Genomic DNA, 26,032 nt, shown 5'->3' with positions numbered 1-26,032 from the left:
GAGCGGCCTGTTGGCTCAGCGGCGCAGGCCTTGCGCCCAGCGTGCATAGAGGCTACTGGCAATCGCCTGGCTGTGGGCGAGATCCTGCTGCAGTGTGCGCAGGATTGCTTGCGGCGTTTGCACCGCGGGGCCAGAGGTACGGAGCATGAGGTCTGCGCCATCCCGCAGCCATTCCAGCAATTTGGCTTCGTCCACTTCGCAATGGAACTGCATGCCCAGATGCATATCGTTGACCACAAAGGCCTGGTTGGCACACCACGCACCTCGCAGCAGCGGCATGGCGCCAGCGGGGATGCTGAAGGATTCACTGTGCCATTGGAACTGGCGCAGAGGGCTGTGCGGGCCCACCCACGTCACACCTTCGGGGTCGGCAAGCTCCAGGTCGGTCCAGCCAATCTCGGTCTGCTCGGCTGCCTGCACTGTGCCGCCCAGCGCGCGGCTCATGAGCTGGCCACCCAAGCAATGACCGATGACGGGAATATCGGTAGCCATGGCTTGGCGAATCTGTTCGAGCAAGCGTGGGTAGTAAGGCAGCGGGTCATTGGCGCTCATGGCGCCACCCAAGATGCATAGGCCGGAATGGGCGAGGATGTCGGCTGGCAAGGCCTCGCCCAGGTGCATGCGGTGCTGGGTGAAGGGAATGCCACGGGTTTGCAACCACGTGGCAAAGAACGCAGGGCCGTCGTCGGCCAGGTGCTGGACGATGGCAACAGGCGGCATTCAGTCCTTTTCCATGCGGTCGCGCTGGGCCAGCGCGGGGAACAGCTTGAACCACAGGCCTGCCACCAGCACCGTCCCCACACCGCCGACGACCACCGAGCCCACCGGCCCGAACAAAGCCGCTGTGGCACCCGATTCAAATTCGCCCAACTGGTTGGAGGCCCCAATGAAAATCGAGTTGACCGCCGAAACGCGGCCGCGCATCTCATCCGGCGTTTCCAGCTGTACCAGCGTGCTGCGGGTCACCACGCTGATACAGTCGGCCGCCCCTGTGACAGCCAGGGCCATGAGCGAGAGCCAGAAGTACTGCGACAGCCCAAAGACCACTGTGGCCAAGCCAAAGATGCCCACCGCAATCAGCAGCCGCTTGCCCACATAGCGGCGCAGTGGCCAGCGGGCTACGGCCAGCGACATGAGCAGCGCACCCACGGCGGGTGCACCGCGTAGCAGGCCCAGGCCCACGGGGCCGGTGTGCAGGATGTCGCGTGCATAAATGGGCAGCAACGCCGTGGCACCGCCCAGTAGCACAGCAAACAAATCGAGCGAGGTGGCGCCCAGAATCAGCTTGCGCTGCCAGACAAAGGCCACGCCCGCAAACAGCGACGCCCAGGTGGCCGCCAGGTGCGAGGGCCGGTGTTCGTAGCGCACGGCCAATATCAGCAGCCCCGCGGTGAGCATGAGCACGGTGCAGCAAATGTAGACATGGATGGCACCCGTGACGTACAGCAAACCGCCCAAGGCCGGACCACTGATGACCGCGATCTCCATGCCCGTGGAGCTGAGTGCCACCGCCTGCGCCAGCAAGCTGGGCGGCACCAGCAGCGGCACCAGGGCCTGTTGTGCGGGCATCTGAAAGGCGCGCGTCAAGCCCAGTACCACCGAGATGCCGAGGATCAGTTCGCGCGACGCAAAGTGCCCCGCTGTGGCGCTGACCAACGTGGCGCCCACCAGCGCCTGCACCAACATGCAGGCCGCAAAAATGCGGCCACGGTGCAGCCGGTCTGCCAGATGGCCGGCGGGCAAGGTCATGACCAGGGCGGGAACGAACTGGAAGAGACCGACCAGACCCAAATCCCAGGGGCTGGAGGTCAGGTCATACATATGCCATGCCACCGCTACCATGAGCATTTGGTTGCCCATGATGCCCGCCAGCCGGGCCAGCCAGTAACGAATGAAAGCGCTTTGTTGGGAGAGTCGCGGGGCTTCTTGGGTCATGGACGCCCAATTATCCCCGGCCAAGGGTAGTCAGTAGTCCAGGCGAACTTTGATGGAGGCGTCCGATTTGTCGTAGCCGTATAGCTCGGCATTGCTAATGTTGCGCATATAGCTCAGTTGGGGCCGTACCGAAATGCCCTTGCTCACCGCCCAGGTGACCCCCAGGGACAGGTCATAGAGGGATTCTTCTCGCGCAAAGCCGTACAGGCTGTTGGTGCCCACATACCTGGCACGCGTAGCCCCAAAGGTGACGTAGGCGCCCCACCGGTCATTGAAGCTGCGCTGGAGCAGTGCGCGGGGACCAAAAAACTGTTTGTCACCGTCCTCCCGCCCGCTGGGGGCCAATTCCATCCCCCCTGCCGCAGTCAGACTGAAGAGGGTGCTGCCGTCTCCTAAAGCAGTGAGCCAGCCTACCGACAAGGTATTGGTTTGCGTGGCTTGGTTTTGACCTCCCAGCGTGGGGTATTGGGCCCGGTTGCTGGTGGTTCCGCCCAGAGAGAGCTGGTTGCCGCCGTCTATCGGATAACGCCAGTCAGCGCTCAGCCCGGTCGCATCGCGGTAGGAGGAGTTGCTGATCGCGAGGCTGTCGGTTGTAGAGAAGGGACGCACCTGCAATGAGCCGCCCAAGTATCTGATACCGCCGCGCGCGTCCAATCGAATGGCGCACGTGTGATCGCAGTCGGGTTGCGCCCACGCAGAAGAGGCTGCCAGTGCTGCGCACAGGCCGAGGAGGGTGAAGGTAAGGTGCCGCGCCGTACGGCTGGTCGGAAGTGTCATACCGTTCCTCCTTAGTCAGTTCACAGACTATGGCCCTATTTTGCTGGCGCTGTCCGTAAATAAGTATAGGAAGTCCGGGCTATTTCAGGCGGAATTTTTTGCTGGAGGGGGTAGGAATTGGCGACCAGTGGGGCTGTTTGCCGTATGAATGGCTGGCGCGGAGGGTGTGGCGGAAGCTGTGAGATTCGAACTCACGGAGGGGATAAACCCTCGCCGGTTTTCAAGACCGGTGCCTTAAACCGCTCGGCCAAGCTTCCAGAGCTGCGTATTCTAACTGCGCCGCCAATGGCCCCCACGTTCGTGCACTGCGTGTGCTCTCTGCCCCCCAAGGGGGCCGCGCTTCACCTTGGGGCGGCCCGGCGGTGAAGCCGTGGCCTTCAAGCGGCCTTGAGCATGCCGCGGGTTTCGATGAAGGCGATCACGTCTTGCAGGCCGGTCAGGTCTTTCAGGTTGGTCATGACAAAAGGTTTCATGCCCTTGGCGGTGTTGCGCATGCGTTCGGTGTCGCTGCGCATCACGTCCAGGTTGGCCCCTACGTGGGGGGCCAAATCGGTCTTATTGATCACGAAGAGGTCACTCTTGGTGATGCCGGGGCCGCCTTTGCGTGGAATCTTCTCGCCCGCCGCCACGTCGATCACGTAAATGGTCAGGTCGCTGAGCTCGGGGCTGAAGGTGGCGGCCAGGTTGTCGCCGCCGCTTTCCACAAACACGATGTCGGCGTTGGGAAAGTCCACCAGCATGCGGTCAATGGCTTCCAGGTTGATGGAGCAGTCTTCTCGGATGGCGGTGTGCGGGCAGCCGCCGGTTTCCACGCCCATGATGCGTTCGGCTGGCAAGGCACCGCTCACTGTCAGCAGGCGCTGGTCTTCCTTGGTGTAGATGTCGTTGGTGATGGCGACCAGGTCGTACTGTTCGCGCATCGCTTTGCACAGCATCTCCAAGAGTGTGGTCTTGCCGGAGCCCACCGGGCCACCTATGCCCACGCGCAGGGGGGGAAGGTTCTTGGTGCGGTTGGCGATGTGGTGTAGGTTGGACATGGTGGTTGCTATTAATAAAGGAGCTGCTTGCGCAATGGATACGGGGGCTAGAGGCAGATTACGATCTAAAAAGGCGTGAGTACTGCACTTCATGCTGGCTGCTCAGGATGGCCAGCATGGGGGAGAAAGCCTGGCGACTGTCGTCGTCCAGCGCCAGCGCATGGTCGATGGCAGCAGGAATAGCAGCGGTCAGCGCGGACAGGATGCGCTGGCCAGCGCTTTGGCCCAAGGGAACTGATTTGATGGCGGCCTGGGTCATATTCTCGGCCCAGCCAAAAGCGTAGGCCAGCAGGCATTCGCGTACCGGGGCTTGCGTGGCACTGGCCGCCAGCGCGTAGGCGATGGGATAGGTGGGCTCCTGCCCCGCCAGCACGGCAATTTGCGCAGGCGTGGCCGTGGTGTGGTTCTTCAGCCATTCCAGCAGGCTCTTGCCCATTTGCTCGGTCTGGGCGCGCAGTTCTGCGCTCTCCCTTGTCTGCAGCACCCAGGCGTTGAGTTGGGCCACGCGCGGCATATCGTCGGCGCGCCAGGCAGTAATGGCCTGGGCCACGGCGGGCAGGTCCGAGCGCGCCAGCGTCAGGTGCAGCTGGTCCACCAGCCAGACAGATGCTTCACTTTCTGTAGCGGCTCGCGCAGTGTCTACGGCGGCTTCCAGGCATTCTGAGTAAGAAAACCCGCCAATGGGCAAGGCCGGTGAGGCCAGCCACATCAGTTGCATCAGGCTCGAATCAAGCATGGCGGTTCAGTGGTGGTGATTGTCGTGGTCGTGGTCATGCGCGTGGCTGTGGCCATGGCCACCCGTATGTCCGCCTGTGGCGTAGGCGCCGTTCTCAGGCTCAAAAGCCTCATCCACCGCGTTCACGATCAGGTGCATGGCGCGCAGCATGTCGGCCAGCACATGGTCGGGTTCGATCTTCAGGTGGTCGGGCTTGAGCTCGATGGGCACATGGCGGTTGCCCAGGTGGTAGGCCGCGCGGATCAGGTCAAATGGGGTGCCGTGTGCGTTGCAGTGCGTGATCTTCAGCACGGCCTGTGGTGCCGCGATCACCTGGATCAGTGAGCCGTCTTCGGCTACCAGCACATCACCGCCGCGCACGGCGGTACCGCGTGGCAGAAACACGCCCAGCGTGCGGCCTTGGGAATCCATGGCGTCAAAGCGGCTTTTCTGGCGCACGTCCCAGTCGAGTTCGACGGTGGCGGCGCGTTTGAGCAGTACTGCGGCCAGGCCCTGGCCTTGGGGAATGCATTTGGAGACTTGAAACATGGGCTTGTCGATGGCGGAGATGGTGGTTATAGAGATTAACTGCACAATGCAATGGACGAGAGGTATTCCATGACGACGGACAAAATTCACGATGGGAGCCGACATATGGAGCCAACCGACAGTGAGCGCGGCCCAACTGACGCATCGCAGGACATTCAGGGCTTGGTGTTTCGTACCCTCATTGGCATCATGCCTGATCGGATCTACGCGAAAGACACGCAAGGCCGATTCATTTTGGCCAACAAAGCTGTGGCCAACCTGATGGGCAAAAGCACGCCGGAAGAGATGATCGGGAAAACAGATTTCGACTTTTACTCCAAGGAATTGGCATCCGAGTATTTTGCGGTTGAACAGGCGTTGATCCACTCTGGCGAATCATTGATTGCGTGTGAACAGTTTGTGCCGAATTTGAGCACGGGTGAGCCAGGATGGTTGGAGACTACGAAAGTACATCTGCGTGATCCGCAAGGAAACGTGATCGGGCTTGTGGGCCTCGCGCGGGACATCACAGAACGAAAACGAATCGACGCCGAGTTGCTGAACCGCAACAAGGAACTTACCGAGGTCAACGCGAAACTCTTTCAGGCGCAAGAGCAACTCTTGCAATCGGAAAAAATGGCTTCCCTCGGCCAGTTGGCTGCCGGCGTGGCCCATGAAATCAACAACCCCATCGGTTTCGTCAATTCCAACCTGGGCAGCTTACAGCGCTATGTGGAGGAGCTCTTCCAAATGTTGTCCGCCTATGAAGCTCGAGAGGGTGAATTGAAGGCGGAAACCCTGGCCGACCTTGACAAGCTGAAGCAGGAAATTGACATCTCCTTTTTACGCAAGGACGTTGTCACTCTGCTGGCCGAATCCATGGACGGCATGCAAAGGGTCAAGCGCATTGTCCAGGACCTCAAGAATTTTTCGCATGTGGACGAATCCGAGAGGCAGTGGGCGAATTTGGAGCGTGGCTTGGACAGCACGCTCAACATGGCGAGAAATGAGATCAAGTACAAAGCGGAAGTAGTCAAAGAATATGCGGGCATTCCCGAGATCGAATGCATGCCCTCTCAGCTCAACCAGGTTTTCATGAACCTCATTGTTAATGCCGCCCATGCGATTGAGGATCATGGCACGATCACGGTGCGCACTGGCATCAACCAGCAACAGGTCTGGGTGGAAGTGAGTGATACCGGGAGTGGCATTTCCAAGGAGCATTTGCCGCGGATTTTCGATCCGTTCTACACGACAAAACCCGTGGGCAAAGGAACGGGGCTTGGCTTGTCGCTTTCCTACGGGATTATTCAACGTCATCACGGCAGCATCGATGTATCCAGCGAACCTGGAAAGGGCAGTTCTTTCAGAGTGAACTTGCCCATCAAATGGGCTGAAGGGACGTAGTTGTCGGCCTGCTGAAGCGCGACTATTCCTTACCAAGTGCCGTACGCAGCAACGATGCCGCGCCACAGTGCATTGCGTTCCTGGCCCATGCGGGTGCCGCTGGCGTCGCCCGAAGCGTCCTTGGCCACCGCCATGTGCACGACGACGAGCTTGAGGTCCGGGTCCACCATGATGGCTTGGCCGTAAATGCCCAGCAACACAAAACGACGGTGGCTGCCCGGTAGCAACCAGGTCTGCAGGCCGTAGCCCATGTAGGTGCTGCCCTTGTTCTGCATGGTGCCGGGGCGAAAGGCCAGGGGCTGCTGACTGGCTTCGGTCATGCGCAGCAGGTAGTCGCGGGCGATGATGGCCTTGCCATCGCGCTGCCCGTCATTGGCCAGCATCAGGCCCAGGCGGGCGTAGTCGTGCACGGTGGCGTTGAAGTTGCCCGCCGCCAGCTCGGTCTGGTCCACGGCATTCGTCAGCCAGGTGGCGGCGGACTCGGCGCCCAACGGTTGCCAGACCTTCTCGCCGATGTACTGGCACAGGCTCTGGCCCGTGGCTCCGCGCAGCACCAGACCCAGCATCTGCGTCTCGGCGCTGGCGTAGTTGAACAGCGTGCCCTCTGGCGCCACACGCTCTGTGATGACCTGGGCGCCTGCTGCGTTGCCCTGTGTGCGCGTGGTCTGGTTGAAGCGGGCCAGGTCGTCCTTGCCCGAATAATCTTCGACAAACTTGGCACCCGAGGCCATGCGCATCAGGTTGATGATCTTGGTTTCGCCATAGAGCGTTCCGGCCAGCTTGGGTTCATAGGTGGCGGCGGTGTCTTCCAGCGAGCGGATGCGGCCTTCCTCCAGCGCCTTGCCAAAGCCCAGCGCCACGATGGTTTTGGCCATGGAATTGGACAGCAGGCGGTGTTCGGGCTTGCGGTCGTAGTTGCTGCGCTCTGCCACGATCTGCCCGTCGTGCAAAACCAGCACAGCCGTGGCGCGCTGGCGCTGCATGTAGTCGTCCAGCGTCAGCGTCTTGCCGTCAAACTGGTAGCGGAAGGCGGGCTCACTGGCGGCCTTGGGTAGCGGCTGTGGCTGGGCCGAAGGCTCCAGCATGCAGTGGGGCGACAGTGTGTCCATGGCGCTGAAGGAGCCCACACGGTAGGCCTCCTGAAACGCCTGGCCCAGCCGGGGGGCCACGGGGTAGCCTGCGGCTTTGCCCAGCAGGTCTTCGTCGGGGGCGGCAAGGCTTGCGCCGCAGACCAACGCGGCAGCAAAGATGGGCCAAGTGTGGTGTCGCAAATGCATGGTCGATGGCGAGGCAGGGAAGATGGCTGATTGTGGCGCAACGGGCCGCAGGGCCCTGCGCGCTACAACGCCCGCGTCAGGTAGCGGCTGTTGGGGTCCAGCGTGTAGCTGCCAAAAGGCCCACAGGGTTCGAAACCCTGTGCCAGGTAGAGCTGGTGGGCCGGTGCAAAGAAGGGCTGGGTGCCAGTTTCCAGGCTCATGCGCGTAAACCCCAGCGCACGTGCCTGGGCCAGGATGTGCAGCAGGACTTGTTTGGCAAAACCCTGGCCGCGAAACACGCTGGTGGTGCGCATGGACTTGAGTTCCGCATGGCGCGCATCCAGGCGTTTGATGGCGCCAGTGCCCACCAGCACGCCATCGCTGCCACCTGGCGTGTCGTCTGCGGGCAACCAGGCCGACCAGAAGTGCACGCTGGGGTCGCGCAGCTTGTCCAGGTTCAGCGCATGCACGCTCTCGGGTGGCGAGGTGGCGCGCATGTCCTGCAGGTGCTCCTCCAGGAAACGGGCAATGCGCGGGTCGCTCAGGTCATCCAGCCGGATATGCAATGGCTTTGGCTGCATGCACTCAGAACAGGAAGTAGCGCTGCGCCATGGGCAGCTTGACCGCAGGTTCGCAGGTCAGCAGCTGGCCGTCGGCACGCACGGTGTAGGTCTGCGCGTCGATCTCCATGGTGGGCAGGTAGCTGTTGTGCACCATGTGCTGCTTGCGTACGCCGCGGATGTTTTTCACCGCGGCCACGTTCTTTGCCAGGCCAAAGCGCTCTTTCACGCCGGCATTCAGACCGGCCTGCGACACGAAGGTGAACGAGCCCTTGTGCAGCGCGCCACCAAAGGCGCCGAACATGGGCCGGTAGTGCACGGGCTGCGGTGTGGGGATGGAGGCGTTGGGGTCGCCCATGGCCGCAAAGGCGATGAAGCCACCCTTGAGGATAAGCGCGGGTTTGACGCCGAAGAAGGCCGGCTTCCACACCACCAGGTCGGCCCACTTGCCGACTTCGATGCTTCCCACCTCGTGGCTGATGCCGTGGGCAATGGCCGGGTTGATGGTGTACTTGGCGATGTAGCGCTTGGCGCGGAAATTGTCGTTGCGCACGGAGTCTTCGGGCAGCGTGCCGCGTTGCGATTTCATCTTGTCGGCGGTCTGCCAGGTGCGGATGATGACCTCGCCCACCCGGCCCATGGCCTGGCTGTCGCTGCTCATCATGCTGATGGCGCCCATGTCGTGCAGGATGTCTTCGGCCGCGATAGTTTCCTTGCGGATGCGGCTCTCGGCAAAGGCCAGATCTTCGGCAATGCCCGCGTCCAGGTGGTGGCAGACCATCAGCATGTCCACATGCTCGTCCAGTGTGTTCTGCGTATAGGGCATGGTGGGGTTGGTGGAGCTGGGCAGGAAGTTGTTCTGGCCCACTACACGCAGGATGTCGGGTGCGTGGCCACCGCCCGCACCTTCGGTGTGGAAAGCGCACAGGCCGCGGCCCTTGGTGGCGGCAATGGTGTCCTCCACAAAGCCCGATTCATTGAGCGTGTCGGAGTGGATGGCGACCTGCGTGTCTGTTTCGTCGGCCACGTCCAGGCAGTTGCTGATGGCGCTGGGCGTGGTGCCCCAGTCTTCGTGCAGCTTGAGACCAATCACGCCCGCGTTGATTTGCTCGTGCAGCGCGGCGGGCAGGCTCGCATTGCCCTTGCCCAGAAAGCCCAGGTTCATGGGGAAGGCGTCGGCCGCCTGCAGCATGCGCTCAATGTTCCAGGGGCCGGGCGTGCAGGTGGTGGCAAAGGTGCCGGTAGCCGGGCCGGTGCCGCCGCCCAGCATGGTGGTCACGCCGCTGGCCAGTGCCTCTTCAATCTGCTGCGGGCAGATGAAGTGGATGTGGCTGTCGATACCGCCCGCGGTGACGATGTTGCCCTCGCAGCTGATGACTTCGGTGCCGGGGCCGATGATGATGTCCACGCCGGGTTGGGTGTCGGGGTTGCCGGCCTTGCCGATGGCGACGATGCGCCCGCCCTTCAAACCGATGTCGGCCTTGACGATGCCCCAGTGGTCCAGGATCAGCGCGTTGGTCATCACGCAGTCCACGGCGCCTTCGGCACGCGTCTTTTGCGACTGCGCCATGCCGTCGCGGATGGTCTTGCCGCCGCCGAACTTCACCTCTTCGCCATAGGCGCCTGCCGCCAGCGTGTAGTCCTTCTCCACCTCGATGAGCAGGCCGGTGTCGGCCAGGCGCACGCGGTCACCCGTGGTGGGGCCAAAAATTTCCGCGTAGGCGCGGCGTCCAATCGTTGCCATAGTCAGAGCTTTCCTTGTACGAGGCCGCGAAAGCCATAGACCACGCGCTCACCGGCCAGGTCCACCAGTTCCACGGTGCGTTGCTGCCCAGGCTCAAAGCGCACGGCCGAGCCCGACGGGATGTTGAGGCGCATGCCTTGCGCGGCCGCGCGGTCAAAACCCAGCGCGCCATTGGTCTCGGCAAAGTGGTAGTGCGAGCCGACCTGGATGGGGCGGTCCGCCGTGTTCTGCACGACCACCGTGAGCGTGCGGCGGCCGGTGTTGAGGGCGTGCTCGCCCTCGTCGCAAAGAATTTCGCCGGGGGTCATGCTGCGGCCCTCAGACGTGGTTGAAGAGGTAGACGCCGGCGAAGCCCAGCAGCGTGCCCAGACCGCCCAGCGCCACGGCGCTGCGCGCAGCCAGCCAGCGGCGTATGGCGAGGCCCAGGCTTACACCACCCAGGTGCAGCGCAGCGGTGGTCAGCAGGAAGCCAGCGGCGTATCCGGCAAAGCCGGTCGCCGGTGTTTCGGCGCCATGGGCCAGGCCGTGCAGCGCGGCAGCCGCGGCGATCAACCCCAGGCCCAAGGCTTTGGGCATGGGCTTGGCAGCGACGATCAGCATGGCGCCAAACAGCACCACGGACAACGCGATGGCATGCTCCAGGAAAGGCAGCGTCACGCCGCTGGCGCCCAGCACGGCGCTTGCCATCAGCGCCAGCAGAAAGGTTGCGGGGCCTTGCCAGGTCTTCTGGGCGGGCGGGGCGCTCACCGACCAGACGCCCACAGCCAGCATGGCCAGCAGGTGGTCCAGACCAAAGGGATGCGCCAGACCTTCCATGAAACTCGCAGTTCCATGGCCTGTATGGGCGCTAGCCCCCGTAGATATTGCGCAAGCAGCTATCAAAAGAAGAGCATTTTTTAACGAGGGTCGCATACGGTCTCCGTGGGCTGGGGGGTCAGATGATGGGTTGGTGGACGGTGACCAGCTTGGTACCGTCAGGGAAGGTGGCTTCCACCTGGATGTCGGGAATCATCTCGGCGATGCCGTCCATGACATCGTCGCGGGTCAGCACCGCGCGGCCTTCGCTCATGAGTTGGGCCACGGTCTTGCCGTCGCGGGCGCCCTCCATCACGGCGCAGCTGATCAGGGCGATGGCTTCGGGGTAGTTGAGCTTCAGGCCGCGGGCCTTGCGCCGTTCGGCCAACAGGCCGGCGGTGAAGATGAGCAGCTTGTCTTTTTCTCTGGGAGTAAGTTCCATGGCGGTCTTATGGTGGCTGTTCGGTAATCGGGACACTGCACTGTAAGCAATCCGCGTGCCCCTGTGGGTGTCCATACGCCAAATGACGCAGTGGCGTGGCGGCCACAGGGTGGCCCAGGCGCGTGTGGCATGAAATCTGCACCCCAAGTGCCGTGCACACCCCTCCACCCTTGCCGCTGCCTGCCGAAGCCCCCGCCCAGCGGGTGGTGAAAATTCGCCGCGACTACAACAACTGGGTGGCCAGCGAGACCATGGAGGATTACGCGCTGCGTTACGCCCCGCAGCGCTTCCGCAAGTGGTCGACCTTCCGGGTGGCCAATACGGCGTTTGGCGCCTCGTCCTTCCTGATTCTGGAGGCCGTGGGCGCTACGCTGCTGGTGCAGTACGGCTTTGTCAACGCGCTGTGGGCCATTCTGGCCACAGGGCTGGTGATCTTTCTGGCGGGCTTACCCATCAGCGTCTACGCTGCGCGCTACGGGGTGGACATGGACCTGCTGACCCGTGGCGCAGGCTTTGGCTACATCGGCTCCACGCTCACCTCGCTCATCTATGCATCGTTTACCTTCATCTTCTTCGCGTTGGAGGCCGCCGTCATGGCCTATGCGCTGGAGCTGGCGCTGGACATACCGCCCACCTGGGGTTACCTGATCTGCGCGCTGGTCGTCATTCCCCTGGTCACCCACGGCGTGTCCACCATTAGCCGGCTGCAGATCTGGACCCAGCCGCTCTGGCTGGTGATGCTGGTGGTGCCGTTTGGCTTTGTTTTGGTGCGCGACCCGGCCGTGTTTAGTGGCATAACGCACTATGGTGGTGAGCTTGGGCGGGGTGGTGTCTTTAATTTGCACTTGTTTGGTGCGGCATTGACGGTGGGTATCGCCCTGATTACCCAAATGGGGGAGCAGGCTGACTACCTGCGTTTCATGCCCGCGCAAACCGCGGCCAATCGCCGCAGTTGGTGGCTGGGGGTGCTGGTGGGCGGGCCGGGCTGGGTGATTCTGGGTGTCATCAAGATGCTGGGTGGCGCCTACCTGGCCTACCTGGCCATCCAGCACAGCGTGCCCATAGACCGCGCGGTGGACCCGAACCAGATGTACCTGGCGGCCTATGAGTACGTGTTTCCCACGCTGGGCTGGGCGGTGGCGGCCACGGCGGTGTTTGTGGTGGTGTCGCAGCTCAAGATCAATGTGACCAATGCCTATGCCGGCTCGCTGGCCTGGAGCAACTTCTTCTCGCGCCTGACCCATAGCCACCCGGGGCGTGTGGTGTGGGTGCTGTTCAACAGCGTGATTGCCTTCATGCTCATGGAGATGAATGTGTTCCAGGCGCTGGGTGATGTGCTGGGGCTGTACTCCAACATCGCCATCGCCTGGATCATGGCCGTGGTGGCCGACCTGGTGATCAACAAGCCGCTGGGCCTGTCACCCAAGGGCATCGAGTTCAAGCGGGCCTATCTGTTTGACATCAACCCCGTGGGCGTAGGCGCCATGGCGCTGGCGTCTGGCCTCTCTATCGCGGCCTACCTGGGATTTTTTGGCGAACTGGCCAAGGCGTTCTCCGCGGTGGTGGCGCTGGTCACCGCCATGGTCACAGCACCTTTGATCGCTTGGTTGACCAAGGGCAAGTACTACCTGGCCCGCCAGCCCACCGATGCATCCAGCCAAGGCAGCTACGCACGCCTGGCCGTGCGCCGCTGCGTCATTTGCGAGCGCGAGTACGAGGGCCCCGACATGGCCCACTGCCCGGCCTACCAAGGCCCCATCTGCTCGCTGTGCTGCACGCTGGACGCGCGCTGTGGCGATGTCTGCAAACCGCACGCCAACCTGTCCACCCAGTGGTCGGCCGCGCTGCGCTGGCTGCTGCCCAAGCCGGTGTGGCCATTTCTGGACACGGGGCTGGGCCATTTCATTCTGCTCATGCTCATCATCGTGCCGCTGTTGGCCACCGTGTTTGGCATGTTCTACACGCAGGAACTGGGCGCATTGGCCGCCATGACGGAGCATCAGGCCGCATTGCAGGCTGCGCTGCGCTCGGGCTTTACCAAGGCATTTGCCGCGCTGATGCTGATGTCGGGCATCGTGGCGTGGTGGCTGGTGCTGGCGCACAAGAGCCGGCAGGTGGCGCAGGAAGAGTCGAACCGGCAAACCCATTTGCTGATGCGTGAAATCGAATCGCACCGCCAGACCGACGAAGCCTTGCAAGACGCCAAGCTGTTGGCCGAGCGCGCCAAGCAAGCCGCCGAAGCCGCCAACCAGGCCAAGAGTCGCTACATCAGCGCCATCAGCCACGAACTGCGCACCCCACTCAACAGCATCCTCGGCTACGCGCAGCTCATGGGCGAAGACGCGTCCATCCCTGCGCACCGCAAACAGGCGGTGAGTGTCATCAAGCGCGGTGGGGAGCATTTGCTGTCGCTCATCGAGGGCACGCTGGACATGGCCCACATTGAGAGCGGCAAGCTCACGCTGAATGTGAAACCCATGCAGTTCGCCAGCGGCATGCATGAGATGGCGGGCATGTTTGAACTGCAGGCCGCGGCCAAGGGCCTGCAGTTCCATTTCGAGGTGCAGGGCACCATTCCCGAATGGGTGCGGGCTGATGAGAAGCGCGTGCGCCAGATTTTCTTCAACCTCCTGGGCAATGCCATCAAGTTCACGCAGCAGGGCAGCGTAACGCTGCGCCTGCGCTATGCGCGCGAGATGGCCCAGGTGGAGGTGCGCGACACAGGCCCTGGCATGGCGCAAGAGGACTTGGACCGCATCTTTGAGCCCTTCACGCGCGGCGCCAGCGCGGCGGGCGGTACGGCAGGTTCCGGCCTGGGCCTGACGATTGCCAAGATGCTGACCGATCTGATGGGCGGCGAGCTGTCGGCCACCACGGCACTGGGCGAAGGTTCGGTGTTCCAGGTCCGGCTGTTCCTGCCTGAGCTGCATTTGCCGGCGGGTGCTGCGGACACCGCTGCTGCCGTGGTCACGCGCAAGCCGCGGCTTGGCTACCTGGGCACACGCCGCAAGGTGCTGGTGGTGGACAACGAAGAGGCCGACCGCGAGCTGCTGGTCAGCCTGTTGCAGCCCTTGGGCTTTGAGGTGCGCACTGCGGCCAGCGGCCATGACTGCCTGGACCTGCTGGCCGCCGGCCTGCAGCCCGATGTGGTGCTGCTGGACCTGGCCATGCCCGGCATTGACGGCTGGGAGACCCTGCGCCGCATCCGCGCCAACCCCGCGCTGGGTGGCGCGCAGCCGCAGGTCGCCATCGTGTCGGCCAATGCGTTTGACCGCGGGCTGGACAACGGGCTGGGCCTGCCGCCCGAAGATTTCATCGTCAAGCCCGTGCGGCACTCCGAGCTGCTGGACTGGCTGGAGCGGCGACTGGCGCTGCAGTGGCAGGACGTGGCTGCGAGCCCGGTACGCGCAGCGCCCGTGCCACTGGCCGCTGCGCCTGCGGTGCTGCCCCCGCGCGAAGAATGCTTGGCCTTGCAGGAGCTGGTGCGGTTGGGCTTTTACCGCGGCATCATGAACAAGCTGGACGCGATCGATGCGGCCCACCCCGAATGTGCTGCGTTCACCCAGTCCATGGCGGCGCTGGCGCGGCAGTACCAGTTCGAGTCCATTGCCGCCCAACTACAGAAAGCGCTGGATGCAAGCCCCACCCATTGACTCCCTGGACCGCGCCAACAGCGACGTGGTGTTGATCGTGGACGATGTGCCCGATAACCTGTCGGTGCTGCACGATGCGCTGGACGAGTCCGGCTACACCGTGCTCATCGCCACCTCGGGCGAGGCCGCGCTGCAGCGTGCCACCCAGGGCCTGCCCGATGTGATCTTGCTGGACGCGATGATGCCCGGCATGGATGGATTTGAAGTGGCGCGCCGCCTCAAAGCCGCACCGCACACCACGCACATCCCCATCATCTTCATGACCGGGCTGACCGAGACCGAGTACCTGGTGGCTGCGCTGGAGAGTGGCGGCGTGGACTATGTGACCAAGCCCATCAAGCCCAAGGAAGTGCTGGCGCGCATGGGCGTGCACCTGGCCGGCGCGCGCGAGCGGCGCCAGACGCGCAACGCGCTGGACGCCTTTGGCTACGCCACCATCACCGTGCGCGCGGCCGACGGCGCCCTGATGTGGCAAACCCCGCTGGCGCGGGACCTGCTGGAGCGCTACTGCGGCACCCACGCACCTCAGACCCCACCCGAGTTGCGCACTTGGCTGCAGGGCTGCGTGCAAACGCTGGAGCGCGGTGGCGAGCCCGCAAAACTGAGCCTGGAGCGTGGCCCCAAGCGCCTGACCTTCCGCCTGCACCAACAGATTGGGGACAGTGATACGGGTGGTGATTGGCTCATCGTCATGCGTGAGGTCTCTGACACCGCCGTCATTGAGGCCATGAGCCTGTCCTTCAAGCTCACGGCCAAGGAGGCCGAGGTGCTCTACTGGGTCGTCAAGGGCAAGACGAACAAAGACATTGGCGACATCCTGGGCAGCAGCCCCATGACTGTGAAGAAACACCTGGAGCGCGTGTTTGTGAAGCTGGGTGTGGAGACGCGCACGGCCGCGGCAGGCATGGCGATGTCACGCATACGGCAGTTGCATCCGCAGTTTGAGGGGTAGTCGATGAACGCCTAGAATGGGCCGCAAACACCTTCACCCGCATGCCCAGATACGTCGCCTTCCTGCGCGGGGTCAGCCCCATGAATGCCAAGATGCCCGAGTTGAAGCGGGCGTTTGAGGCGGCAGGTTTCACCAACGTCAAAACCGTGCTCTCCAGCGGCAATGTGGTGTTCGATGCACGCAACACTTCGGAGGCGGCTCTGGAGCGCAAGGCCGAAGCCGCCATGCAGCAGGCGCTGGGCCGCAGCTTCTACACTCTCGTTCGCCCGGTCAGTGCCCTGGAGCAACTGCTGCAGACCGACCCGTATGCCGCCGCTGCGTTGCCACCACAGGCTAAGCGCGTGGTGAGCTTTCTGCGCGAAGCCCCGCAGGCCGTGTTCAGGCTGCCGGTGGTACTCGAAGATGCGCAGATTGTGAGCGCGCTGGGCCGAGAAGTCTTTTCGGCCTATGTCCCCGGCGACACGGGGCCGGTATTTATGCGCCTCATTGAAAAAACCTTTGGGAGCAACATCACCACACGGACCTGGGAGAGCGTGAAAAAGTGTGCGGCCGCCTGAGGGGTAGCGGCTGGGGTGTGTTTTTGCCGACGTTCCAGCGTACCATGCGAGGACTCATGCGGCTGGATATATGTCCTTCCGTTACCTCATTAGAAGAAGCAAATGGGTGCAATTCGTTTCTTTTCTCAATCTGCCATCAGGACAATAAAACGCTTGGTGTTGCCATGGTTGTGGCGCGGCCTATGGTTGACATGTCTTGCGCCGATGGGCATTTCTGCGGCCCATGCACAAACGCTGGTCCTGGCTGCCGCAGACAGTGTTCCGACGGCCTACGTTGAAAACGGAAAACAAGTCGGACTGCTGGTCGACGTCGTCAATGAAGTATTCAAGCGAACTGGTTATTCGGTTGAGATTGCCATCATGCCTTGGGCGCGTTGCCTTGCTGAAGTCAAGGCGGGCCGGATCGATGGCATTTTTTCGGTGTACCAGACACGCGAGCGTCAGGAGTTTTTGACCTACGCAGAAGAAGTTTTGATCACCCAGGTGCAGGCATTCTTTGTTCGCAAAGACTCGGCCATTACCTTTGATGGCGATTTGAACAAGCTTTCAGAGCTGCGCATTGGGATCATCAACCAAACCAGCTATGGCCCCCGTCTTGATTCGGCTTTGGAAAAAGGGGTGTTCAAAAAAGTGGATGTCGCCAATAACGTGTCGGCCAGTATTAAAAAACTTCTGGTTGATCGTGTTGACGTGGTCCCGTCGTATCGCCACGTGGCGCTCGATTCGGCCAGAACGCTCGGTCTCGCCGGATCGATCAAGGAATTGTCCCCGGCCATCGCGGCCATACCCAGCTATCTGGCGTTTACCAACAAGAAGGATTACGCCAAGGTCATCAGTGCCTACAACCTGGCGCTCCGGTCGATGAAAAAAGACGGGACCTACGACGCGATATTCAACAAATACCTCGCTGGCCCTGATGTGCGCAAGACGAATCCTGATTTGCCATGAATGGATGCTGACACTGCGACAATCCCCGCATGAGCACCGATTCGCCCAAACCAGCCCCCGTCACCAAGCAAGCCAACAACCCCCTGCACGGCAAGACGCTGGAAGCCATCGTGACCGAGCTGGCCGATTGCTATGGCTGGGATGGACTGGGTGAGCGCATTCCCGTGCGCTGTTTTACCTTTGAGCCCAGCGTGGGCTCCAGCCTCAAGTTTTTGCGCAAAACACCCTGGGCGCGCGAGAAGGTAGAGGGCCTGTATCTGTTCATGTTGCGTGAGATGCGCCGCTCAGGCTACAAACCCTGACCGCTCATCGGCCCGTGCCTGCCCATTCGGACTGGTACGGGAACTTTTTCATTCAAATATTTTGGAATTGATCGTCAATCCAATTCAAAATTAAAAAACCAATGCCCTCTAGACTCAGGGGCATGGCAATCTCCTCCACTTCCAACGACGTCCCCGCAATTCAGCGTTACAGCCTCACGGCTATCGTGCTGCATTGGGTGCTGGGGCTGGCAATTTTTGGCCTGTTCGGTGTGGGCCTGTACATGGCAGATTTGCCGTTCTCGCCCATGCGCCTGAAGCTGTACAACTGGCACAAGTGGGCGGGTATCACCCTGTTGATGCTGTCGGTGTTGCGCCTGCTGTGGCGCCTCACGCACCGCCCACCCGCGCTGCCTGACAGCATCGCCCAGGCCATGCCAACCTGGCAGCACTGGGCGCACAACGCCACCCACTACGCGCTCTACGCGCTGTTTTTTGCCGTGCCCTTGATTGGCTGGGCCTACAGCTCGGCCGCAGGCTTCCCCATCGTGGCGTTTGGCGTACTGCCCTTGCCCGACTTTGTGCCAGCCGACAAGGCCCTGTCCGAGCTCATCAAGCCCTGGCATGAGATCAGCGCCTTTGCGCTGGTGGCACTGGCGGTGGTGCATGCCGCCGCCGCCTTCAAGCACCAGTGGTTTGACCGCGACGGCCTGATTCACCGCATGCTGCCTGGCCGCGGTTGAGTCGCTTTTTCCTTTGTTTTCTGGAACCTGTATGAACACCTCTCGACTACTCCTATCCGCTGTATTGGCTGTTTCCGCGCTGGGCGCATCTGCCGCGTTTGCCGAGCAAAAGCTGGTGCCCGCCCAAAGCGAAATCGTCTTTGTGAGCAAGCAGATGGGCGTGCCCGTGGAAGGCCGCTTCAAGAAGTTTGATGCACAGATTGCGTTCGACCCCGCCAAGCCCGACACCAGCAAGATCGCGTTCACGGTTGACATCGCCAGCGCCACGCTGGGAGTGCCCGAGAGCGACGCCGAACTGCCACGCCCCAACTGGTTCAACACCGCCAAGTTCCCGCAAGCGACCTTCCAGTCCACGGCCGTCAAAGGCTTGGGCGGCGGCAAGTTTGAGGTAAGCGGCAAGCTCAGCATCAAGGGTGCCAGCCGCGACGTGGTGGTGCCTGTGGCGCTGGCCCAAAGCGGCCCTACCACCACCGTCACCGGTACGTTCCCGCTCAAGCGCCTGGCCTTCAAGATTGGCGAGAACGAGTGGGCCGACACCTCCATGGTGGCCGACGACGTGCAGGTCAAATTCAAGCTCGCGTTGACTGGCGTGGGCAAGCTCTAAGTTTCCTTTCGTTTCTTTTTCAACCATCCCGCAAATCAGGAGTTTTCCATGCGTACATCCTTCATCGCTGCCGCCCTGGCGCTGTCTGCTTTCGCCGGTGCTGCCAGCGCCGAGTCCGCGACCTACAACCTGGACCCCTCGCACACCTTCCCCCGCTTCTCGTACAGCCATCTGGGTCTGTCCACGCAACAAAGCCGCTTCAACAACACCACTGGCACCGTGACCTTTGACAAGGCTGCCAAGACCGGTTCTGTGGACGTGGTGATCGACATGAAGGCTGTGGACACCGGGTTCACAGCCTTCAACGGCCACATCCAGGGCGAAGACTTCTTGGACACTGCCAAGTTCCCCACCGCCACCTTCAAGTCCACCAAGGTGGTGTTTGATGGCGACAAGCCTGCCAGCGTGGAAGGCAACCTGACCATCAAGGGCGTGACCAAGCCTGCGACTCTGAAGATCGTGAACTTTGTGTCCACCGTCCACCCCATGATGAAGAAGGACGTGATTGGCGCGGAAGCCACCACCACCATTAAGCGCACTGAGTTCAATGCTGGCAAGTACGCACCTTACGTGGGTGACGATGTGACGATTACCATTGCACTGGAAGCCGTCAAGCAGTAAGTCCTGCGCGGCGCCAGCCACAAGCCAGCCCTTGTGGCTGGCTTTTTTTATGCATTCTTTCCGTCTTGCGTCATGACCTTCTTCGCCCATCCCACTTCGCCCGATGCCACGCCCTGCGTGTTGCAGGCGCAGGACCTGCGCTTTGGTTTCGCTGGGCAGTGGTTGCCGCTGCCTGCGCAGCTGCAGATTCCGCCGGGCGTGACCTGGCTAGGCGGTGGCGAGGGACGGGGCAAGACCAGCCTGCTGCGCTTGCTGGCGGGTGATCTGTTGGCACCAGGCAGCAGCCTGCAGCTGGGTGGCGTGTCTTTGCATGCCCAGCCCGCGGCCTACCGCCAGCAGGTGGCGTGGATGGATCCGCGCAGTGGGGCGTTTGACCAAGTCAGTGCCACCCAATTTTTCCAAACCACCGCCGCACGGTACCCGGATTGGGACGATGCGCTGCTGGCCGACATGACCGATGCGCTGGGGCTGATGCCGCACCGTGAGAAACCGATGTACATGCTGTCCACCGGCTCCAAGCGCAAGGTGTGGTTGGCCGCGGCACTGGCCTCGGGGGCCATGCTCACGCTGTTGGACGAGCCGTTTGCGGCGCTGGACAAGGCGTCCATCCGTTGTGTGCTGGCGCTGTTGCAAGAGGCTGCTGCCCACCCGCGCCGTGCCTGGGTAGTGGCCGATTACGAGGCGCCTTTCGAAGTGCCGCTGGCCCAGACCATCGATCTGGGCGATTGAATTTTTGAAGGAGACCCACCATGTCCCAACGCCTTCCTACCTACTTCATCTCACACGGTGGTGGCCCCTGGCCCTATATGCCGGAGATGGCCGCGGCCATGCAACCGCTGGCCCAGTCGCTGTCCGACATTCCACGCCAACTGGGCCAAACACCCAAGGCCGTCTTGATGGTCACCGCGCACTGGGAGGGCCGTGCCTTCACGCTGGGCAGCAGCCCTGCGCCCGGCATGGTGTACGACTACGGTGGCTTTCCGCCCCACACTTACCAAATCGTCTATCCCGCACCAGGTGCGCCTGCGCTGGCGCGGCGCGTGCAGGGGTTGTTGGAGGCCGTAGGCCTGCCCGCGGCGCTGGACAGCCAGCGTGGCTACGACCACGGCACCTTTGTGCCACTGGCCGTGATGTACCCCGAGGCCCAGATGCCGGTGTTGCAAATGTCTCTGCGCACCGGGCTGGACCCGGCCGAACATCTGGCGCTGGGCCGTGCCCTGGCACCGCTGCGTGACGAAGGCGTGCTCATCGTGGGCAGTGGCCTGAGTTATCACAACCTGCGCGCCTTTGGTCCGCAGGCCAAGGCACCTTCCAAGGCGTTTGACGATTGGCTGCAAGCTGCGCTGGTCGCCCCGCCTGCACAACGCACCCAGTACCTGTTGGACTGGGAACAGGCCCCTGCGGCCCGCCTGTGCCATCCGCGTGAAGAGCACCTGTTGCCGCTGATGGTGGCGCTGGGGGCGGCTGAGGCCGACACCGCGACCTGCGTCTACCATGAGGACGCAATCTTCGGCGGCGTCACCGCGTCCAGCTTCCGCTTCGACGCAGCCTAAGCCCTAGAGCTGCTTTTCTTCGATGGGGTTGCTGTCGGCAGCGGGCTTGGGTTTGTCCGATTGCAGGCGCTCCCGTTCCTGCTCGTAGCGGTCATATGCCGGACCTTTGCCGCAGGACTCGTTCTGTGCGCCGCGGCCTGGTGGGCAGCGCTGGAAGCCGTCGTAAAACGCGCGCTCCCAGTGCACATCGGCGCAACCGCCCAACAAGGTGAGAGCTAAGCCGCAGACCAGCCCGGCAAGGCAGCGCTGGATGCGGGTTGAAGGGGTGGGGGCAGGGCCAGTGTGCATAAGGTCTCCTCGGAGGAGGCCATGGTAGCAGCGGGCGCTTACAGGAACATGCCGCCCGACGCCTCGATGCGCTGGGCGTTGACCCAGCGGTTGGCGGGTGTCAGCAGCGAGGCGATCATGGCGCCAATGTCGTCCGGCACGCCGGTGCGGCCTAGCGCGGTGTTGGCGGCCACAAAGGCGTTGAGCTGCGCGTTGTCGCGCACGGCGCCGCCGCCAAAGTCGGTCTCAATCGCGCCGGGGGCCACCACATTCACCGCAATGCCGCGCGGGCCCAGTTCCTTGGCCATGTAGCGGGTCAGCGTTTCAATCGCACCTTTCATGGCGCCGTAGGCCGCGTAGCCAGGTAAAGCAAAACGGGCCAGTCCGCTGGAGAGGTTGACGATGCGTCCGCCGTCGTTCATCAGGGGCAGCAGCTTTTGGGTGAGAAAGAACACGCCCTTCAGGTGGATGTTCATCAGCGTGTCGAACTGGGTCTCGGTGGTCTCCATCAGGCTGGCGTGGATGCCCACACCGGCGTTGTTCACCAGGTGGTCGAAACGTTCACGTTGCCAGGTAGTGGCCAGTGCGGCCTTCACTTGCTCTGCAAAGGCCGCAAAGCTGGCGCTGTCGCCGGTGTCGAGTTGCAGCGCCACGGCGCGGCGGCCCAGTGCCGTGATTTCAGCGACCACCGCTTGTGCCTCGGCGGCCTGGCTACGGTAGGTGAGGATGACGTCGCTGCCGTTCTTGGCAATGTGCAATGCGGTGTTTTTGCCCAGGCCGCGGCTGCCGCCGGTGACGAGCGCGATGGGGGTGGAGGAGGGGGTGGTAGACATGGAGACTTCCTTCGTGGGTTGGTGATGGAAGCGAGTCTATTGAGCGGTTTTGATTTGATAAATATCTAGATATTGATTGGTTTGTTCGTAATAATTAAACAATGAGCACTCTGGACCGCATGTTGATCTTCACCCGCGTGGCCGAGCTGGCCAGCTTCACGCAGGCGGCCGACGCGCTGGGTCTGCCCAAGGCCAGTGTGTCCACCGCCGTGCAGCAGTTGGAGGCCGAGCTGGGCACCCGCCTCTTGCACCGCACCACACGCAAGGTGCAGCCCACACAGGATGGCCAGGCGTTTTATGAGCGCTGCAAGGATCTGTTGGCCGATGTGGAAGAGGTGCAAACCATGTTCCAGCAGCAGGGCGCGCAGAACCTGCGGGGCAGGGTGCGCATCGACATGAGTACGGTGATGGCACGCAATGCCATCATCCCGCGCCTTCCCGAGCTGCTGGCCCAACACCCGCTGCTGGAGCTGGAGATCAGCAGCACCGAGCGCCGGGTGGACCTGGTGCGCGAGGGCTTTGACTGTGTGCTGCGCGTGGGCCCGGTGGGGGACAGTGGCCTGATCGCGCGCCCGCTGCCGCCGCTGCGCATGGTGAATGTGGCCAGCCCGTCCTACCTGCAGACGCATGGCACGCCGCATACGCTGGCCGATTTGGCGCAGCACCATCTGGTGCACTACGCCAGCACCCTGGGCGCCAAGCCCGGTGGCTTCGATTACTCCGAGAATGGTGAGATGCGCAGCCTGCCCATGCAGGGCGCCATCACCGTAAACAACGCGGGTGCCTATACCGCTGCCTGTCTGGCCGGGTTAGGCATCATCCAGGCGCCGACGGTGGGCGTACACCTGCTGCTCAAACAAGGGCTGCTTGTGGAAGTGCTGCCCCAGCATGTGGCGCCGCCCATGCCGCAGACCCTGCTGTACGCCCATCGGCGCAACCTGTCCAAGCGCGTGCGCGTGGTGATGGATTGGCTGGCCGAGGTGGTGGGTGACTATGTTCGTGACTAAAACCCCCTAAGTCCTCTCACTGATTGACTTGTGTGCTACAAAAATAGCAGTGAATCACTTGGCGCGTGGTTTTCCGCTCGAACCGCTCGGCTCGCCCGGCGATTTGGCGGTCTCTGTTGTGCCCATGGGTTCTGGCATGCTTCCAGGCGATGGGGCCGTGCCATTGCGCGGGTCCCCAGGACCGCCCGTGGCTGGGCCTGATGCTCTGCCAACGTGGGCCGCCGGGGTGTCACGGATTTCAATGCGCTCGGCAATCCAATGACCTGACGCGTCGACGCTGCCAAACACCCGAATGCGTTGTTCAGGGTCACGTAGCAAAGCCTCGCGTTGTGCGGCACTGACCGTACCACCCAAGGCGATGGCGCCTTGGCCCAGGTCGATGTGGTCGTTGCCGGCATTCCGGGCATAACCTTCCAGCACGACCCTGCCCATGGTTCCCAGCAGCGCACGTGTGGGTTGAATGCGCACATTGTTGGCGAGGATGCGTTCCCCATTCCACTCGCCCTGAACATGCAACTCCTTGCCGCCGGCGGCGGCCCACCAAGTGCGCAGCACCTCCCAGAAGCCCAACGCGGAGGTACTGATCACCGCTGTTCCGATGCGGATGTTGCCTCCGCGTACCTCTGCAACGCCGGTCAACTGCACCTGAGCTTGGGCAGAGGCCGGCTGTAAATGGGTGGTCAGCAGTTCTCCATTCCCCAGGCGGTAGCCACTGACCCGCACCCAGGCACCGGGCCGCATGGAGGCCCATTGATCCGGTCTGGCAGACCAGTGCGCTGTTTGACCCAGGATGCGGAGTTCGCCGCGCACCATGTCCACCTCGTCCACGGGGCCCTCCGCCAAGTGCAGCAGTGCAACACGCCGCGCCTGCAGCTCGTCCCCATTCCCCAGGGCCTGGACCACTACGAGTTGTCCCACTTCGAGCACCCCTGCGCGGATTGCGATCCCGTTGTCGCTGATGGGTGTTGCATCGTCGTAATGCACCTCTACACCATTGACGCAGATGCTGGCGAATCCAGTGATTACACCCACAATGCCGGTACCACCTATGCCGGGCTCCAGTGCCAAATTCCCTGTGCCGCCAATGCCCGGCCGGATCGCCAGATTGCCGGTACCGCCCAGGCCCGGAGCGATCGCCTGGGGGTTGAGTAGAGAGTCGCCATGGCCACATACATTCGCCGCAAGTCCCGGCAGCGCCAGCATGCACACGGCAGCCAGCAGCATGTCGCGCAGCAGTAGATTTAACGTTCGTCTCATGGTTGTGGTGTCGTGGGAGCCGCACCGATATCGACGGACTCCGCTGGCTCGGTATAAAAGTACACACCAAAGGTCATGCGCTGGCGCGCCACCTGGCGCTGTGCATCCTGGCGTTCGAGCTCCAACGCGGACTGGTTGATGTCCAGGAGGGCCTTCATGCCGGCTTCGCGCGTCTGGGCGCTTAGCTGCGCGATGGATTCCAGACTAAGCGCGTCGTATTGCACGCTGCGTTCCAGAAATGGCGGCTGAAGGCCCAGCAGGTTGCGTGTGGCTGCGGCAGCATGGTCGTGCAGGTTGTGGCCCAAATAGAAAGCTTTTTCGTCAAAGCCTGCACTTGGCACAAAGGCACTGGTATTCAGGCATACGTGACTGCTGTCGTCCAGATGGGCCACGCCCAGACGCAGCCACTCGTCAAGCACCACTCGCGACCGGATATCGCTGTTCACGCTGGCAACCAGAGTTTCAAAAGACTGCTCCCCGCCCTCGCTGGCAAATCGCGGTAGTGGCAGGGGGTTGCCGTCGTTGTCCAGGTAGCGGGGGGTGCCCAGCCACAAGGCTACTAGCTGAGCGCCCAGGGACACCACATCAGGCATGCCGTCTGAGGTCTCTCTGAGCTCTGTTCGCAAGCGGCTCACGTCCTTGCGGTGCACGCCCGTCATCACGCTGATGCGGCTGTCGGTGGGAGGCTTGGTGTCCAACCGAAATTCGGCTTCGGCCACATCCACAAAGATGCTCTTAAGCAATTCCGTGAGGTAGGGATAGGTCATGCCCTGCGCCATCATCAATCGGACCAGTGGCCGCAGCACGCGCCGTAGCGCCCGTACCAAGGCAGGTGTAGGGCTGGCTGAAGGAGCGTTAACGGAGTCCATAGAAAGAAATGTAACGTATTTGTGGGAAAAATTTACACAAAATTCTTGACGAGGGAAAATTTCCCACTTATAGTTCGTTTGCGTGGGAAAAAATCACACGCAAGTTTAAAACTTTTTAACCAAAGGAAATAACCATGAAATCGTTCTACAAACCTGCCATTGCCTCATCCATCGCCGTACTGATCGGTGTGCTGGCCTCGCCCGCCATGGCCCACAGAGGTGGTCCGGCCAACAGTCCCACGAATAGCAGCAGTGCTTCCGCCAGCACCGCGACCAGCGCAACGGCCACCACCACTGCTGCTGGATCGACCACCACGACCAATACTGCGGCAACGTCGGTTCGTCAGGAGCCCCCCAAGCCCATGGGACGCGAGCAAGGGGCAGAGTCCAATGGACTTGAATCCGGCACCCAGCAGGCATCCGATGCGCCGCGTGAGCCACGTGTTCGTGGGGATGAGCCCCTGCACATGCGCCGCGGCCCTGGTGATCTGCCACCTGCAGCGCCAGCAGATAGCACTGCGACCGACACTACCGTGAGCACAACCACCACCGCGGCTGATTCCACCGCTACCACAACAACGACGACCCAGTAAAGTGGGGCCTATGCAGGGGCCATCGCGCCCCTGCGGGGCGGGGCGTGCACAGGGTGTACGCCACTAGGCGTATTTCCGCATTTCAGGGGCATCTCTACAGTTGACCCATCGGACCGCAG

General features: G+C 62.4%; 28 protein-coding genes, 1 tRNA gene and 1 pseudogene. 13 read left to right on the top strand and 17 right to left on the bottom strand.

From position 1 onward, the window contains the following. Positions 1-15 precede the first annotated feature (15 nt). From J2X15_RS17980 to ureE, 7 genes and pseudogenes are all read right to left on the bottom strand, one after another. Positions 16-720 carry a type 1 glutamine amidotransferase gene (locus J2X15_RS17980; protein WP_310345449.1) on the bottom strand — a complete coding sequence of 235 codons (705 nt, stop codon included), beginning with the start codon at positions 718-720 and terminating at the stop codon, positions 16-18. Further along, positions 721-1,935 (bottom strand): MFS transporter, encoded by a 1,215-nt coding sequence (locus J2X15_RS17975; RefSeq protein WP_310345446.1) that lies wholly within the window; start codon positions 1,933-1,935, stop codon positions 721-723. Between the two features lie 30 nt (positions 1,936-1,965). Continuing rightward, entirely contained in the window at positions 1,966-2,712 is a 747-nt protein-coding gene (locus J2X15_RS17970; RefSeq protein ID WP_310345443.1) for a hypothetical protein, read from the bottom strand. A gap of 167 nt (positions 2,713-2,879) precedes the next feature. Continuing rightward, positions 2,880-2,969 (bottom strand) — tRNA-Ser (locus J2X15_RS17965). Positions 2,970-3,089: 120 nt separating this feature from the next. Then, the gene (gene ureG / locus J2X15_RS17960; protein WP_310345440.1) at positions 3,090-3,749 is read right to left on the bottom strand and encodes an urease accessory protein UreG; all 660 of its coding nucleotides are present in this window, start codon (positions 3,747-3,749) and stop codon (positions 3,090-3,092) included. A 58-nt stretch (positions 3,750-3,807) separates the two neighbouring features. Next, positions 3,808-4,485, bottom strand: a complete 678-nt coding sequence (locus tag J2X15_RS17955) for an urease accessory protein UreF (protein ID WP_310345437.1) — start codon at positions 4,483-4,485, stop codon at positions 3,808-3,810. Positions 4,486-4,494: 9 nt separating this feature from the next. Continuing rightward, positions 4,495-5,013, bottom strand: a pseudogene (ureE, locus tag J2X15_RS17950) (urease accessory protein UreE); the annotation flags it as partial. 69 nt (positions 5,014-5,082) lie between these two features. Between ureE and J2X15_RS17945 the strand changes: the two are divergent. Next, positions 5,083-6,399: an ATP-binding protein gene (locus J2X15_RS17945; protein WP_310345433.1), complete on the top strand. Its 1,317-nt coding sequence runs from the start codon at positions 5,083-5,085 to the stop codon at positions 6,397-6,399. Between the two features lie 29 nt (positions 6,400-6,428). On the opposite strand, the gene J2X15_RS17940 is transcribed toward J2X15_RS17945, so the two are convergent. From J2X15_RS17940 to ureA, 6 genes are all read right to left on the bottom strand, one after another. Further along, the gene (locus J2X15_RS17940; RefSeq protein ID WP_310345431.1) at positions 6,429-7,676 is read right to left on the bottom strand and encodes a serine hydrolase domain-containing protein; all 1,248 of its coding nucleotides are present in this window, start codon (positions 7,674-7,676) and stop codon (positions 6,429-6,431) included. A gap of 62 nt (positions 7,677-7,738) precedes the next feature. Beyond that, on the bottom strand, positions 7,739-8,236 hold the full coding sequence (locus tag J2X15_RS17935; protein WP_310345427.1) for a GNAT family N-acetyltransferase: 498 nt from the start codon (positions 8,234-8,236) through the stop codon (positions 7,739-7,741). Between the two features lie 4 nt (positions 8,237-8,240). Beyond that, positions 8,241-9,959 carry an urease subunit alpha gene (gene ureC / locus J2X15_RS17930; RefSeq protein ID WP_310345424.1) on the bottom strand — a complete coding sequence of 573 codons (1,719 nt, stop codon included), beginning with the start codon at positions 9,957-9,959 and terminating at the stop codon, positions 8,241-8,243. Positions 9,960-9,961: 2 nt separating this feature from the next. Further along, a complete protein-coding gene (locus J2X15_RS17925) occupies positions 9,962-10,267 on the bottom strand; it encodes an urease subunit beta (RefSeq protein WP_310345421.1) in 306 nt (101 codons plus the stop codon). A 10-nt stretch (positions 10,268-10,277) separates the two neighbouring features. Then, a complete protein-coding gene (locus tag J2X15_RS17920) occupies positions 10,278-10,871 on the bottom strand; it encodes a HupE/UreJ family protein (RefSeq protein WP_310345417.1) in 594 nt (197 codons plus the stop codon). Between the two features lie 22 nt (positions 10,872-10,893). After that, positions 10,894-11,196 (bottom strand): urease subunit gamma, encoded by a 303-nt coding sequence (ureA, locus tag J2X15_RS17915; RefSeq protein WP_310345414.1) that lies wholly within the window; start codon positions 11,194-11,196, stop codon positions 10,894-10,896. 152 nt (positions 11,197-11,348) lie between these two features. Here ureA and J2X15_RS17910 point away from each other — a divergent pair, with 152 nt between their 5' ends. From J2X15_RS17910 to J2X15_RS17865, 10 genes are all read left to right on the top strand, one after another. Beyond that, the gene (locus tag J2X15_RS17910) at positions 11,349-14,849 is read left to right on the top strand and encodes a hybrid sensor histidine kinase/response regulator (protein WP_310345410.1); all 3,501 of its coding nucleotides are present in this window, start codon (positions 11,349-11,351) and stop codon (positions 14,847-14,849) included. Next, positions 14,830-15,801, top strand: coding sequence for a response regulator (locus J2X15_RS17905; RefSeq protein ID WP_310345407.1), 972 nt, complete (start codon positions 14,830-14,832; stop codon positions 15,799-15,801). Before J2X15_RS17910 ends, J2X15_RS17905 begins: the two co-directional genes overlap by 20 nt. Positions 15,802-15,842: 41 nt before the next feature. After that, the gene (locus tag J2X15_RS17900; RefSeq protein ID WP_310345405.1) at positions 15,843-16,358 is read left to right on the top strand and encodes a DUF1697 domain-containing protein; all 516 of its coding nucleotides are present in this window, start codon (positions 15,843-15,845) and stop codon (positions 16,356-16,358) included. Positions 16,359-16,460: 102 nt separating this feature from the next. Then, on the top strand, positions 16,461-17,306 hold the full coding sequence (locus J2X15_RS17895; RefSeq protein ID WP_310345403.1) for a substrate-binding periplasmic protein: 846 nt from the start codon (positions 16,461-16,463) through the stop codon (positions 17,304-17,306). A 29-nt stretch (positions 17,307-17,335) separates the two neighbouring features. Beyond that, the gene (locus J2X15_RS17890) at positions 17,336-17,608 is read left to right on the top strand and encodes a VF530 family protein (protein WP_310345402.1); all 273 of its coding nucleotides are present in this window, start codon (positions 17,336-17,338) and stop codon (positions 17,606-17,608) included. Positions 17,609-17,730: 122 nt separating this feature from the next. Beyond that, the gene (locus J2X15_RS17885; protein ID WP_310345400.1) at positions 17,731-18,309 is read left to right on the top strand and encodes a cytochrome b; all 579 of its coding nucleotides are present in this window, start codon (positions 17,731-17,733) and stop codon (positions 18,307-18,309) included. Positions 18,310-18,340: 31 nt separating this feature from the next. After that, entirely contained in the window at positions 18,341-18,913 is a 573-nt protein-coding gene (locus J2X15_RS17880) for a YceI family protein (protein WP_310345397.1), read from the top strand. 48 nt (positions 18,914-18,961) lie between these two features. Then, positions 18,962-19,534 (top strand): YceI family protein, encoded by a 573-nt coding sequence (locus tag J2X15_RS17875; RefSeq protein ID WP_310345395.1) that lies wholly within the window; start codon positions 18,962-18,964, stop codon positions 19,532-19,534. Between the two features lie 72 nt (positions 19,535-19,606). Further along, complete coding sequence (locus J2X15_RS17870) at positions 19,607-20,263, top strand: ABC transporter ATP-binding protein (RefSeq protein ID WP_310345392.1); 657 nt, start codon at positions 19,607-19,609, stop codon at positions 20,261-20,263. Between the two features lie 20 nt (positions 20,264-20,283). Then, on the top strand, positions 20,284-21,087 hold the full coding sequence (locus J2X15_RS17865) for a DODA-type extradiol aromatic ring-opening family dioxygenase (RefSeq protein ID WP_310345389.1): 804 nt from the start codon (positions 20,284-20,286) through the stop codon (positions 21,085-21,087). Between the two features lie 3 nt (positions 21,088-21,090). On the opposite strand, the gene J2X15_RS17860 is transcribed toward J2X15_RS17865, so the two are convergent. Continuing rightward, complete coding sequence (locus J2X15_RS17860) at positions 21,091-21,375, bottom strand: hypothetical protein (protein ID WP_310345386.1); 285 nt, start codon at positions 21,373-21,375, stop codon at positions 21,091-21,093. A 38-nt stretch (positions 21,376-21,413) separates the two neighbouring features. Next, entirely contained in the window at positions 21,414-22,187 is a 774-nt protein-coding gene (locus J2X15_RS17855) for an SDR family NAD(P)-dependent oxidoreductase (RefSeq protein ID WP_310345382.1), read from the bottom strand. Positions 22,188-22,288: 101 nt separating this feature from the next. Here J2X15_RS17855 and J2X15_RS17850 point away from each other — a divergent pair, with 101 nt between their 5' ends. Beyond that, the gene (locus tag J2X15_RS17850; RefSeq protein ID WP_310345379.1) at positions 22,289-23,194 is read left to right on the top strand and encodes a LysR family transcriptional regulator; all 906 of its coding nucleotides are present in this window, start codon (positions 22,289-22,291) and stop codon (positions 23,192-23,194) included. Positions 23,195-23,248: 54 nt separating this feature from the next. On the opposite strand, the gene J2X15_RS17845 is transcribed toward J2X15_RS17850, so the two are convergent. Further along, a complete protein-coding gene (locus tag J2X15_RS17845; protein WP_310345377.1) occupies positions 23,249-24,451 on the bottom strand; it encodes a DUF5666 domain-containing protein in 1,203 nt (400 codons plus the stop codon). Further along, positions 24,448-25,320 carry a DUF6502 family protein gene (locus J2X15_RS17840; RefSeq protein ID WP_310345374.1) on the bottom strand — a complete coding sequence of 291 codons (873 nt, stop codon included), beginning with the start codon at positions 25,318-25,320 and terminating at the stop codon, positions 24,448-24,450. Before J2X15_RS17840 ends, J2X15_RS17845 begins: the two co-directional genes overlap by 4 nt. 134 nt (positions 25,321-25,454) lie before the next feature. Between J2X15_RS17840 and J2X15_RS17835 the strand changes: the two genes are divergently transcribed. Continuing rightward, entirely contained in the window at positions 25,455-25,913 is a 459-nt protein-coding gene (locus J2X15_RS17835) for a hypothetical protein (protein ID WP_310345372.1), read from the top strand. The last annotated feature ends 119 nt before the right edge of the window (positions 25,914-26,032 follow it).

It is taken from the genome of Rhodoferax saidenbachensis, from assembly GCF_031457975.1.
Taxonomy (GTDB): Bacteria; Pseudomonadota; Gammaproteobacteria; order Burkholderiales; family Burkholderiaceae_C; genus Allorhodoferax; species Allorhodoferax saidenbachensis_A.
The sequence above is the reverse complement of the archived record's forward strand: the minus strand, read 5'-3'. Positions and strand labels throughout refer to the sequence as shown.